The 13,329-nt window shown below is 44.5% G+C and carries 10 protein-coding genes; 9 read left to right on the top strand and 1 reads right to left on the bottom strand.

Features of this window, described 5'->3' with window-relative positions; genetic code table 11:
• The first annotated feature begins 105 nt into the window (after nt 1–105).
• The 9 genes from B5Y67_RS08035 (at nt 106) to B5Y67_RS07995 (ending at nt 9,863) form a co-directional block, all read left to right on the top strand.
• Nucleotides 106–621, top strand: coding sequence for a TRAP transporter small permease (locus tag B5Y67_RS08035; RefSeq protein ID WP_088225933.1), 516 nt, complete (start codon nt 106–108; stop codon nt 619–621).
• Entirely contained in the window at nt 618–1,904 is a 1,287-nt protein-coding gene (locus B5Y67_RS08030) for a TRAP transporter large permease (protein WP_088225932.1), read from the top strand. Before B5Y67_RS08035 ends, B5Y67_RS08030 begins: the two co-directional genes overlap by 4 nt.
• 45 nt (nt 1,905–1,949) lie before the next feature.
• Nucleotides 1,950–3,065: a M24 family metallopeptidase gene (locus B5Y67_RS08025; RefSeq protein WP_088225931.1), complete on the top strand. Its 1,116-nt coding sequence runs from the start codon at nt 1,950–1,952 to the stop codon at nt 3,063–3,065.
• 11 nt (nt 3,066–3,076) lie between these two features.
• Nucleotides 3,077–4,156 carry an oxidoreductase gene (locus tag B5Y67_RS08020; protein WP_088225930.1) on the top strand — a complete coding sequence of 360 codons (1,080 nt, stop codon included), beginning with the start codon at nt 3,077–3,079 and terminating at the stop codon, nt 4,154–4,156.
• A 130-nt stretch (nt 4,157–4,286) separates the two neighbouring features.
• Nucleotides 4,287–5,093, top strand: a complete 807-nt coding sequence (gene iolB / locus B5Y67_RS08015; RefSeq protein ID WP_088225929.1) for a 5-deoxy-glucuronate isomerase — start codon at nt 4,287–4,289, stop codon at nt 5,091–5,093.
• 35 nt (nt 5,094–5,128) lie between these two features.
• Complete coding sequence (locus B5Y67_RS08010) at nt 5,129–6,655, top strand: tagaturonate reductase (RefSeq protein ID WP_088225928.1); 1,527 nt, start codon at nt 5,129–5,131, stop codon at nt 6,653–6,655.
• Between the two features lie 19 nt (nt 6,656–6,674).
• Complete coding sequence (locus B5Y67_RS08005; RefSeq protein ID WP_088225927.1) at nt 6,675–8,162, top strand: altronate dehydratase family protein; 1,488 nt, start codon at nt 6,675–6,677, stop codon at nt 8,160–8,162.
• A gap of 28 nt (nt 8,163–8,190) precedes the next feature.
• Complete coding sequence (locus B5Y67_RS08000) at nt 8,191–8,838, top strand: bifunctional 2-keto-4-hydroxyglutarate aldolase/2-keto-3-deoxy-6-phosphogluconate aldolase (protein WP_088225926.1); 648 nt, start codon at nt 8,191–8,193, stop codon at nt 8,836–8,838.
• Between the two features lie 23 nt (nt 8,839–8,861).
• Nucleotides 8,862–9,863, top strand: a complete 1,002-nt coding sequence (locus tag B5Y67_RS07995) for a sugar kinase (protein ID WP_088225925.1) — start codon at nt 8,862–8,864, stop codon at nt 9,861–9,863.
• Between the two features lie 210 nt (nt 9,864–10,073).
• On the opposite strand, the gene B5Y67_RS07990 is transcribed toward B5Y67_RS07995, so the two are convergent.
• Nucleotides 10,074–13,307 carry a DEAD/DEAH box helicase gene (locus B5Y67_RS07990; protein WP_088225924.1) on the bottom strand — a complete coding sequence of 1,078 codons (3,234 nt, stop codon included), beginning with the start codon at nt 13,305–13,307 and terminating at the stop codon, nt 10,074–10,076.
• Nucleotides 13,308–13,329: the final 22 nt, after the last annotated feature.

Genomic DNA, 13,329 nt, shown 5'->3' with positions numbered 1-13,329 from the left:
AGGTTTCTTCATTTGGCAAAATGTTATATTTTACAATAACTATTGATATTTTCCAAAAAAATAATTCCCATAGAAACATCGTCGATATGAAAGAAGGTGGCTGGATTGAGTCGACTGGAATCTGAAGAACAACGCTATGGGTTCAAGCACTCTGTCAGGAAGGTAATCCATGGCCTGGAAAACGTTGTAGAAGTCTTCGGCGCTTATATGATGGCCATAATGGTCGGTATCGTAATTTACCAGGTCTTTGGGCGTTATGTCTTGCACAAAACACCTGCCTGGAGCGAAGAAGTGGCTCTTCTGTTTATGACTGCTTATGGTTTCTTAAGTATTGCCACTGGTTTTGGCCGCAAAAGTCATTTAAGTGTCACGCTTTTGTTTGACAAATTACCTCAGCCTGTTCGCAAAGTTCTCGATTTACTAAACGATATTATCATTATTTTGTTTGGGGTTTTCTTATTTTATGAAGGTTACAAATTTACGACTCTGACTTGGAGCTCTATTTTGCCGGCAACCGGTTGGCCGAATGGTTTACAGTACCTGATTGTCCCTGTTACCGGAATCTTAATTGTAATTTACGGATTATATTGGTTGCTTATTGGTGAGGAGGAAGGATCATGACCTTAGGAATTGCGATTTTGCTCGGCTCATTTTTCCTGCTATTCTTAATGCGGGTTCCGGTAGCTTTGGCATTAGCTGTTTCTTCAGTTCTTACAGGAATCTACCTCCATGTTCCTCTTGAGGTTATTGGACAGAGGATGCTGAATGGATTAAATTCCTTCTCCATGATGGCAATTCCCTTGTTCATTTTTGCCGGAGAAATCATGGGCGAAGGCGGGATTTCACGACGCCTAATCAAACTTTCTAATCTTTTAGTGGGTCGTTTCCGGGGCGGGTTGGCTATTGTTAACGTTCTTTCGACCATGTTTTTCGGGGGGATTACAGGTTCTGCTGTAGCTGATGCCTCTTCGATCGGCAGTATTATGATCCCCATGATGAGATTGCGTGGCTACGACAACGATTATGCCGTCAGTGTTACATGTACTGGCGCAATTCAAGGGGTTTTGCTGCCCCCAAGTCACAATATTATTCTTTATTCTCTGGCAGCCGGCGGGGTTTCCATTGCTGGATTGTTTGCAGCGGGTTTAGTTCCGGGAATTGTTTTAGGCCTTGCTCTTATGGTAACCAGTTATATTATTGCTGTTCGGCGACGCTATCCCAAAGGGGAGAGTATTCCGCGTAATGAAATGATGCGCGTTATTATCGAAGGAATTTTGAGCCTGACAACAGCCTTAATCATCGTCGCAGGTGTTTTGCTGGGAGTCTTTACGGCCAATGAGTCTGCTGCCATTGCCGTCGTCTATTCTTTAATTCTTGTAATTGTTGTTTTTCGTGAAGTCACGTTTAAAAACATTAATCACATTTTAATCGAAACGTTCCGTAAATTAGCTGTTGTCCTCTTTTTAATTGCTGCATCATCAGCTTTTGCCTGGTTTCTTTCTTATCTCCGTATACCGGACATGGTTATGACCTTTATTACTTCGATCTCAAGTAACAAATATGTTGTTCTTCTTTTACTGAATGTCATCTTGCTGGTGCTGGGTATGATTATGGATATGGCGCCGTTGATTTTGATTGCCACTCCGATCTTGCTTCCAGTTGCTACGCAATATGGCATGGATCCTATTCAATTTGGCGTAATGCTTATGCTGAATTTGGGGATCGGATTACTGACTCCTCCGGTAGGAAGCGCTATTTTTGTAGGCTGCACCATTGGGGAACTAAGCTTAGAGAAGGCCTTTAAAGCCATGCTGCCCTTTCTCAGCGTTATGATCGTAATGCTTCTGTTACTCACTTATGTGCCGGCAGTATCTATGACCTTGCCTCATTTCCTGACTCATTAAGACTATAAAAATCGTGGATTGAAATTGAACGGTGGTAGTATAAGTATGTCAAATAGTTACACTTATAAGGGACTGGTTGTAACAAGAGAAGAAATCCAGGAGAAGGTTAACCAGATTCGAACGCTTATAACTCAAGAAGGCTATGACGGTCTTCTTGTTTCTTCTCAGGTTAATCTCAGCTGGTTAACCGGGGGAAGGTATTTCGTTAATTCTGCCTCAGTTGACGGACTTGCTCAACTTTGGATTGGGCGGGAAACTGTTGAACTGATTGTCAATAATATCGAAGTTCAGAGGCTTTGGGAGGAAGAAGGGGCCGCTGAGATCTGTGATAAGACTATCATTTTTCCCTGGCACGATGACAAGCAAAAAGCAGATGGCTTGGCAGAGCGCTTTAAAGGATTGAAGACAGCTGAAGAAGGAGATCTTGCTTCTCCCTTATCTAAACTGCGGCAAACTTTAACTGAGGCAGAACAAGAAAGGTATGCAGCCTTGGGTCAAATGGCGGCGGAGACAGTGGAATCTGTGGCCAGAGAATTTAACCCCGGGGAAACAGAGCTGGAGGTTGCCGGCAGGATGGCCAAAGCTTGTTTTGAGCGGGGAATGGAGCCCATCGTTTGTTTAGTCGGAGCCGATGAACGTGTCCTTTCCCGGCGCCATCCTCTGCCGACGTTTAAACCCGTCAATAAATACGGTCTGCTTGTCCTGGGTGCCAGGCGGTGGGGATTGGTAGCCTCTGTTTCTCGAGGGGTGTATTTTGGAGCTATACCTTCTGAGCTTAGCCAAAAGCAGAAGGCAGTTAATAGGGTGATTGCCGCCTATTGGGCGAAGTCTCAGCCGGGAATATCCCTTGGAGAGGCTTTCCGGGCGGGCCAGGAGGAATATGCTAATAGCGGTTATCCTGAGGAATGGAAATGTCACCATCAAGGTGGTTTAGCAGGTTATCAATCAAGAGAAATTAAAGCTCTCCCGGATTCAAAAGAACAGATTGTCGTTGGGCAAGCCTTAGCCTGGAATCCGACGATTCAGGGTGCTAAGGCGGAAGACACTATTTTAGTGAGGTCGGAGGGGCTGCGTAATCTTACAGCCACTGGGAAATTTCCGACGCAGATTGTTCAGATTGCAGGGGAGACCTTTGAGGTGCCTCTGATTTTAGAAAGATGAGTTGGTGAACTATGGATAGAATTCTTAACGTGGGTTTAATTGGCTTTGGTATGGCCGGTCAAGCCTTTCATGCCCCAATTATTACGGCAGTTCCCGGGCTTCGGCTTAAAACTGTTGTTGAACGAAAGACCTCAAAATCGAAGGAAGATTATCCGTGGGTTGAAGTGGTTCACGATGTAGAGGATGTTTTCACAGATGACAGTATTGATTTAATCGTTGTGGCTACACCCAATGAGACACATTTTAATTATGTGAGACAAGCTCTTGAACAGGGAAAGCACGTAGTGGTTGAAAAACCTTTTTCCGTGACATCTCAGGAAGCTGCAGCATTAATACGACTTGCCCGCAGCAAGAAACGGATTTTAAGTGTCTACCAAAACCGGCGCTGGGACGGGGATTTTCTCACCGTTCGACAAGTAATTGAACAGGGAATACTGGGACGATTGACAGAATATGAGGCACATTTCGATAAGTATTTAGAAACTCTGCGCCCCAATACCTGGAAAGAAAAGCCTCTTCCCGGCTCCGGCATTGTCTATGATTTAGGGTCTCATCTGCTGGATCAAGCTCAGATGTTATTTGGAATCCCTCTCAGTGTAACAGCGGATATTCGTTCGCATAGGGAAGGGACGGAAATTGAAGATTATTTTGAGATTCAATTAGGTTACCAAAACTCCTTAAAGGTTACCTTAAAAGCCAGTATGTTGGTCCGAGAACCGGGACCTCATTTTCTCTTGCATGGTACCAAAGGGTCATTCTTAAAATATGGAATAGATCCCCAGGAAGCTGCCCTGCGCGGCGGGCGAAGGCCGGGAGAAGATAGTAATTGGGGTGCGGAACCCGAATCTTTATGGGGAAAACTCAATACGGAAATTTCCGGCACCCACTTTGTTGGAAAGTTGGAAACTAAGCTTGGGGATTACCGCGCATATTACAGAAATGTCTATGAAGCAATCACCGGGAAAAGCAATTTACAGGTTAAACCTGAACAAGCGTGGATTACGATTCGCTTAATCGAACTGGCCTATAAAAGTCAGGCAGAAGGCAAAACCATAGTTTTCGGTGAAGGTACGTTTCAACTTCCTGAATAACGGATGAGCTGGATTTAGAGACTGTTTTCCTGTTGCTCTTGGGACTTAGAACTCTACCCCATTGAAGCAAGGTATGGGAACCACTCTAATACTAAAATTTTAAATTGCTGTTTTTAAAGGAGAGATAATTATGGATTTACATTACAAGGGACAAGCTTATACCGGCTATCGGGAAGTAATTCCTGCCAATGAGGGATTAATGTCCTTCGGATTGCTCAAACTGAACGATCAGGAAGAGTATACCGGGGAATCAGGACGATTTGAGATTGCTTTAGTAATTCTAAGCGGAAAAGCGACTGTACGCGTTGACGAGCAAGAGTATAAAGATTTAGGAGAACGGAAAGACGTTTTTTCGGGCAGAGCAGCAACAGTTTACATTCCTCGAGACAGTAAGTATCAGGTAAAGGCCAAAAGCGAGAACTTTGAAGCGGCGCTCTGTTTTGTTCAAGTGGAGGAAAAGTATCCTTCCTTTGTTGTAAAACCGGAAGAGGTTGTGGTTAACCAACGTGGAGGAGAGACCAATTGGCAGCGGGAGGTTCATGATATTATCGTAGACAATGGCGAAGGAAAAGTCGGCCGGATCGTCGTAGGAGAAACGTATAGTGCGCCCGGCAACTGGTCAAGTTTCCCCTCTCATAAGCACGATACCTATGTTCCCGGTATGGAAACTGAACTTGTGGAAATTTACCATTACAGGGTGAGTCCTGACAGCGGCTTCGGGATTCAAGTGCTCTATACTGAAGATCGGGAATTAAATGAGGCTTATCTGATCCGAGATACTGACAGTGTTTTTATTCCTAAAGGATATCATCCTGTTGTTGCTCCGCCTTCAATTAAAGTGTATTATCTGTGGTTCTTGGCCGGAAACATGGGTCGAAAAATGCTTCCCAACGATGATCCGAACTTTAAGGAACTGCGGAAGCTGGAAACTCTTTAATACCGTCATGCGAATTCTTTAAGGGGGAGTCATTGATGTTGCAATTAAATAGATCACTGTTAGAAGGGAATTTCCATTTTCCTGAAGGATTAGATATTGGTAAGGATTCTAAACAACTTCCGGAGAAGATTATCCAATTTGGTGAAGGTAATTTTTTGCGGGCCTTTGTGGATTGGATGGTTCACGAAATGAATCAAAAAGGCCTTTTTAACGGTCGGGTAGTGGTTGTTTCTCCTCTGCCGGCGGGATTAATTCCTCAATTAAACGCTCAAGACGGTCTCTATACTCTAATCCTAAGAGGAATGAGTCAGGGGGAAGCGGTAAGCCGAGAGCAAATTATCCGTTCCATCAGCCGGGGAATAGATATGTATACAGAGTGGCAGGAATTTTTAAAATGTGCGGAAAACCCTGAGATCGAATATGTCGTTTCTAATACAACGGAAGCCGGCATTGTCTATAACCCCAGTGACCGTCCGGAGGATACTCCTCCAGCGTCCTTCCCCGGAAAGCTCGCTGTTTATCTTTATCACCGCTACCAGCATTTTGCCGGCGATCCTCAAAAAGGGATGACCATCCTTCCTTGTGAATTGATTGATCGTAATGGAGATCAGCTTAAAGGTATTATTCTTCGCCTGGCAGCTGAATGGGGTTGGCCTGAAGCCTTTAAAACCTGGCTTGAGGAACATAACCGCTTCTTTAATACACTGGTGGATCGAGTGGTCCCTGGTTATCCCAAAGATGAAATTGCTGAGCTCACTAATCAATTAGGCTATAAGGATCAATTGATGGATACGGGAGAACTCTTTCATCTCTGGGTCATTGAAGGAGCCGAAGGAGTTCAAGAAAAACTTCCATTCGTAGAAGCAGGTCTGAATGTGATTTGGACAGGGGATATGACACCCTACCGCACACGCAAAGTTCGTATTCTAAACGGTGCTCATACCTCTAGTGTTCCGGTAGCGTTTCTCTATGGCTTGGAAACGGTGGGCGAAATGGTCGAGCATGATGTGTTAGGACGCTATACTCGAGAAGTTATTTTCGAGGAAATCATTCCCTCAGTGGACCTTGACGAGTCAATGTTGACGGAGTATGCTCAGTCCGTCTTGGAAAGATTTGAGAATCCCTATATTAAACATTATCTATTGAGCATCCTGTTAAATTCGACCTCCAAATTTAAAACCCGTGTCTTGCCTTCACTCTTGAACTATACCAAAAAGACCGGCTTGCTGCCCTATAAACTCTGTTTCTCCATGGCAGCTCTTTTCGCAGTTTATCGCGGAACTGTTGAAGGCACCGTCATGAAATGTCGTATTGGCGATAAAGACGTTGATATGAAAGATGATCTCGCAACATTACAAATGATGCAGGCTGCCTGGTCAGAATGTGATCAAAGTTTAGAATCCGTCTTGCATCTCGTACGCAGGATATTTGCAGAAACAAAGGTTTGGGGACAAGATCTTAATGAGATCACCGGCTTAGCAGAAAAAGTCGGAGCCGATTTGTATGCCATTCTCCAGGATGGTGTTAAAAAGGCAATTGAACGGTCCTTTCTCAATAAATAAATTGATAGGAGTTAAAACCATGGATCTCTTAAAACTAAACGCTCGAGATAACGTCGCCGTTGCCTTAAAAAACCTTCGAGCAGGAGAGATCGTTTCATATAATGAAGGTGAGGTTTGTCCTCTGAGGGATATTCCCGGCGGACATAAGGTGGCACTTCAGGAAATTCACGCTGGTGAGAATATCGTTAAATATGGCTTTCCCATTGGAAAAGCTGCTGAAGATATTCCCCAAGGGCAATGGGTCCATACTCATAATTTGAAAACAAACCTTGGCGAAGTTCTCACTTATCACTATTCCCCCAGAAAAACTGATAGCGTGAATCCTGCTCCGGCGGCAACGTTCCAGGGTTTTCGCCGGACCGACGGCAAGGTGGGGATACGCAATGAGATATGGGTAATTCCCACGGTCAGCTGTGTCAATAGAATTGCCGAACTTATTGCTAAAACTGCTGGGGAAACTCTGAAACAACGCGAGACTATAGATGGGGTCTTCGAGTTTAAGCATCCTTATGGATGTTCTCAAATGGGTGAAGATCAACTCTTGACCCAGCAGATTCTGGCCGATTTAATCCATCACCCCAATGCCGGAGGCGTTCTGGTTTTGGGCTTGGGCTGTGAGAACAGCAATATTGCTGAAATAAAGAAGCGTTTAGGAGACTATGACCCGGAACGTGTTAAATTTATGGTGGCTCAAGAGGTAGAGGACGAAATTGAGACCGGTGTCCAATTAGTACTCCAACTTGCGGATTACGTTCGATCCTTTAAACGGGAAGGATGCTCTGTTGCGGAGCTGACTGTGGGATTGAAATGCGGCGGTTCTGATGGCTTTTCCGGGATCACCGCCAATCCTTTGGTAGGGCGTTTTTCTGATCACCTTATAGCTCAAGGCGGTTCGACGATTCTTACCGAGGTTCCGGAAATGTTTGGAGCAGAAACTATCTTAATGAATCGTGCTCTAAATCAAGAGGTCTTTGAGAAAACCGTCAGCTTAATTAACGATTTTAAAGCATATTATGCTTTTCATGAACAACCAATTTATGAAAACCCATCCCCTGGCAATAAGCAAGGGGGCATAAGTTCGTTGGAAGATAAAGCCTTGGGGTGCACTCAAAAAGGCGGCAATTCACAAGTCGTTGATGTTCTTAAATATGCGGAGAGAGTTCACGCCAGAGGATTGAATCTTCTTTCGGCTCCGGGCAATGATATGGTGGCTTCCACGGCTTTGGCGGCTGCGGGATGCCAATTAATCCTCTTCACAACAGGGCGAGGTACTCCCTTAGGTACTTGCGTACCAACTCTCAAAATTGCTACGAATTCGGAATTGTTTAAGCATAAAACTAATTGGATGGATTTTAATGCCGGCAGGCTTTTGGAAGGCCTGAGTATGGACGATTTAGCGCTGGAGTTTTGGGATCATGTTTTAACGATAGCTAACGGCAATAAAACTCAATCCGAGAAACTTGGATTTAGGGAGATTGCTATATTTAAGAGCGGAGTTACTTTGTAGTTTCGCAGAGGTTGAGAGGTGCAAATCAATGACAAAAGAAGAAAGCTTGCAGCGTGTCATAAACACAGGAATTGTGGCAGTAGTCAGGGCAGAAAACGCCGAACAGGCGATCCGTATCACGGAAGCCTGCCGCGCGGGCGGGATTGACATTATCGAGATTACTATGACAGTTCCGGGAGCCCTGGCAGCTATTCAGGAATTAGCTAATACCTATAGACAGGGAGAAATTGTCCTTGGAGCCGGTACAGTCCTGGACAGTGAGACAGCACGCGTCTGTCTGCTGGCGGGAGCAGAGTTTATTGTCAGTCCCAGTTTTAATCCCGAGGTTGTTCGGTTGGCAAATCGCTATCGAAAACTTGTAATGCCCGGTGCTCAAACTATCACAGAAATGGTTACGGTGATGGAGTCAGGGGCAGATGTAGTCAAGTTATTCCCGGGTAATGCCTATGGGCCTGCATATGTCAAGGCGGTTAAAGGGCCGCTTCCCCAGGTGCAAATCATTCCAACAGGCGGAGTCAGCTTGGATAACGTCGGCGAATGGATCAAAAATGGCTGTTTAGCTGTTGGTGTGGGGAGTGAACTTACCGCAGGGGCTAAAACGGGAAATTATGATCTGATTACGTCCACAGCCCGACAGTTTGTGGAGGCCATTAGTTCAGCCCGCAAGCGAGTTTAGGAGTCTACGCTAGGAGTGGTATTATGAATCAGAAGGTCATAGCCTTTGGAGAATTACTGCTTCGGCTGTCACCGCCAGGCTATCAACGCTTGGTGCAGGCGGAACAGTTTGAGGCAGTGTACGGCGGGAGTGAAGCCAACGTATGTGTAACTCTGGCCTGCTTAGGAGCAGATAGTTATTTTGTCAGTAAACTGCCCGACAATCCCTTAGGCCATTCGGCGAACCAGCATCTGCGCCGCTATGGTGTCAATACGGAATCAATGCTTTGGGGCGGAAAACGCTTAGGTATTTATTTTGCTGAAGCCGGATTTTCTCAGAGAGCCTCTCAAGTCATTTATGATCGTGCTGATTCTTCTGTCAGTGAATTAAGGGAAACGGAAATTGCTTGGGAGACTCTCTTACAAGATAAAGACTGGTTTCATATTACAGGAATCACGCCGGCTTTAGGCGAAGGATGTGCGGCAGCTGTCTTAGAGGGTGTAAAAACGGCTAAAAAATTAGGGCTTACCGTTAGCTGTGATTTCAATTACCGCCAAAAACTCTGGTCACCACAACGGGCCGGAGAGGTTATGGCCCCCATTTTAGAACAGGTGGATATCGTCTCGGGAATAGGTCCGGTCGAAGCGGAGACTATCTTTGGCATTAGGGCAACTTCCTCCAACACCTATCAGGACTTAGCCTCGCAGTTAATGGACCGTTTTGGTTTTAAACAAGTCCTTAATACACTGCGTAAAAGCCAATCTGCCAATCGTCACCTTTTTTCTGCCTGGTTATTTGACGGAAGCACCTTGTATACAGCGCCTGAGTATGCGCTGGAGATTGTGGATCGGATCGGGGGAGGGGACGCCTTCTTTGGTGCCTTGATTTATGGCCAATTGTCCAATTATGGCCCTCAAAAATCCCTGGATTTTGCAGTCGCCGCATCAGTATTGAAGCATACCATTCCAGGTGACGTTAACTTAGTCACCCTGGGAGAAGTGGAATCGCTTCTTCAGGGAGATTCTATGCTGCGAGTCCAACGCTAAATACGAGATAATGAATATCACATCCTCGAAAAATATGACCTATAAATATAGACCTATAAGGAAGGGAGCTTCGCCCACAAGAGTGAACTCATTGTATGGAAAGGCGGTAAAGCTCCCGCATCATTGGTATAGGTGTCTCTAATATAGTATCTGAAGAGTACATGAACAAGGCGCACCCAATAAATTGGATGCGCCTTGTTCATTGATTATTTAACTCAAATCAAAAATTTCTTTAAGCTCCTCCTCAGACAACTTGGAAAGGAACGTTTCTCCAGGTTGAATCACGGAATCTACGAGAGCTTTTTTTTTCGCTTGCAAAGCACTGATTTTTTCTTCAACAGTTCCTTGAGCAATAAGTCGAATCACTTGAACAGAGTTTTTTTGGCCAATTCGGTGAGCTCGGTCTGTGGCTTGATCTTCCACTGCGGGGTTCCACCAGGGATCGTAATGAATAACCATGTCAGCACCAATTAAATTGAGGCCAGTTCCCCCGGCCTTTAATGAAATTAAAAAGACCTGGCCGCTTCCTGCATTAAAAGCGTTGGCCATTTTCAGCCGCTCGGCAGCTTTGGTCGCTCCTGAAAGATAGAAATGTTCAATGTTCTGTGAGTCTAAGAACTTCTCAATAAGATCCAGCATGGTGGTGAACTGGGAAAAAAGAAGGATGCGGTGGCCGCTGCCCAAGGCATCTGTGATGACTTCCTGCAAGAGAAGCATTTTTCCGCTTTCGCCGGCGTAATCATTGAGGAACATGGCTGGGTGGCCGCAAATCTGCCGAAGCCTGGTAAGAGCTGCGAGAATCTTAATGTGACTTTTATTAAAGCCTGCAACAGCCAGCTCTTGAGCTATCTGACCTTTTGCTTCTTGTAAATAAGCAAGGTACAGTTTTTTCTGTTCTTCTGTTAAAGACGCATAAAGCTGAGTTTCAATTTTATCCGGCAGTTCTTTAAGAACATCTTTTTTCAGACGGCGTAAGATGAATGGATTCACATGGCGGCTTAACTCGGTAAGAGGCGTTTCTTCTCCTTTGGCAATGGGGACTTCGAACTTTTTGCGAAATTCCGGGTAGGTGAGGAGATAGCCTGGCATGATAAAATTAAAAAGAGACCATAGCTCAGAAAGGGAATTTTCGATAGGCGTTCCTGTTAAGGCAAAATACCCTTTGGCTTGAATTTGTTGAACAGATTTAGCATTCAGGGTTTGTGAGTTTTTGATATGCTGGGCTTCATCAAGAAAGCAATAGGAAAACATAACATCCTTCAAATTGTCAATCTCACGGCGAATAATAGGATAGGAGATAACAACAAGATCCCACTGGCTGATACCTTCTATTTGAGCTTGTCTTTCCTGCGGTGTTCCATCGATGACAAGAATTTTTAGAGAGGGTGTAAACTTTTGGGCTTCTGTCTGCCAGTTATAAATCAGTGAGGTAGGGGCTATAACCAGGGCAGGATCTGATGATGTCTTTTTTTCGGATAAAATGAAAGAGAGAATCTGGAGAGTCTTGCCCAGGCCCATGTCATCGGCTAGAATACCGCCTAAACCGCAGGCAGCTAAAGTCTTTAACCATTGAAACCCTGTCTTCTGGTAATCTCTCAAAACAGGACTCACATCTGCGGGAAGTTCATAGTCTCCATCCTGTGGCTCAAGAACGCTTTGCACGAGTTGTTTAAAGGCCTTGTTGCGCTGCATTCCGGGGAGATTAGCCTGACGGAGAAAACTGTCAATATACATGGCCCGGTATTTAGGAAGATTAATAAGTTTTTGGTCCAGATCTTTGACATTGAGATTTAAATTATCAAAGAGCTGAGCAACGGAGGTTAACTCAGGTTGGTTTAAATCAAGAAAGGAACCATCGCGCAGGCGGTGGTATTTTTTCTTTAAATGCAGGGAATAAAATAAATCTGTTAATTCGCTGGGATCAATATCGTTGTATTGAAAGGATACTTCAAGGATGTCTGACGTTTCATTTAAACGAACTTGACCGAAGAAGGTCGGAGCGGAACGAATTTTGAGTTTGAATTGATCGGAATAGTATATCTCGGCCAGATTCTGCAGCAGGGGGATTCCTTTGGCTATGAATTCAAAGATTTTATCGTCGTCATCAAGGTAAATGCGTCCTTTGGAAACAATAAATTCGGCCTGCTCCAAAATACTAAGGATTGTCCGTTCTTGTGTGATGGATCGAATGAGGATGGTCTCATCGGCGGAGTTAGTGGTAATGTCACGAGTTGAGGTGAAAGGGTTTATGGCAACATTTCCGTAATGAAATTCTAAGCGGGCCGTAATGCTCATATCTTCGGAGCGATCAAAGAATAGTTTGGCTTCTAACATATCTTGACTGAATTTGTCTTCTAAGATGGGGTCAATAGAGATCGTTCCTATTTTTTCAATCATGGGCAAGGATTCGGAGACAAACGTTTCTTTTTGAGCCGCCGGAATAACAATGTCCGTCGCAGCATTCCCATTCAGGCTGCTTATAAGGGATGGGAGCAGGTCTTTTTGAGCTGCAGTCGCCTGATAAATGGTTTGATGGTACAAATAATAGCTGCCGTCTGCTGTCAATTGCAGGGGGATATCAGCGGATTCCAGGGTCAAGGCCAGGTCTTGATCCTGGGAATTCAGAGAAAATTCCAAGGACAGACCATCTCTGACAATACGCATTCTTTGTGGAGTCGAACTATTAACCTGGCAAAGAAATTCTTTATTGTCCATTGCATCCAAAAATTTCGTCAGATAATAGCCGGATAAAGGCAGGGGTCTTTGTTTAAACAAATTCGAACTATAATAGCTTCCCTGCATTTCAAGCAGTGAAGCATGTTGTTCATACATCTTAATCAACATGGAAACCAGCCCTTGATCTTCTGCCTTAAAGGTTTGACGCTGAGGCTCAAAGGTGAATTGTTTGCCAAATTCCAGAGATTGGCCTGTTTTAAGAGCAGTAAGGAATTGCTCAAAGTCTTTCACGATATAAAGGCGCTGCAGCCCAATTTTAAGCTGTAAATCAGCCGATAAGTGATAGCCAGTCATAATAGTGAGCTCTGCATTTAAGGTTAGCTCTTCTAAATGAAAGTCCCGCTGCTGATGAGAAAAGGCTTGAAGGAATTTCTCCGCAGCCTGATTCTGTTTCGAGGGCTTAGACCAAGACATTGTTTTTTGCAGAATAGTTTTTAGAACTGCAATGACGTGCTTACATGCACCGTGATATTCGGCAAAGGCAGGACAGGTACAGTAATAGGAGTGTAAGGCTCCCTCTTCTGCGAAGACTAACTGGACTTCATAACGTAAATTGCCGATGACAGAAGCACTGACAGTACCTTTCTCAGAGTCATAGCTACAATCACGAACCCTATTGGTTAAAAAATAGGAGACTCCCTTTTTATAGACACGGTCATTATCAGCTAGTTTCATGATTTGTGGTTCTGAGATTAAAAAACGAGGCATGAAATTACTCCTTTAGCGGCAT

This window comes from Desulfosporosinus sp. FKB (assembly GCF_002196705.1).
Lineage (GTDB): Bacteria > Bacillota > Desulfitobacteriia > Desulfitobacteriales > Desulfitobacteriaceae > Desulfosporosinus.
This window is presented reverse-complemented; position numbering and strand designations above follow the sequence as displayed.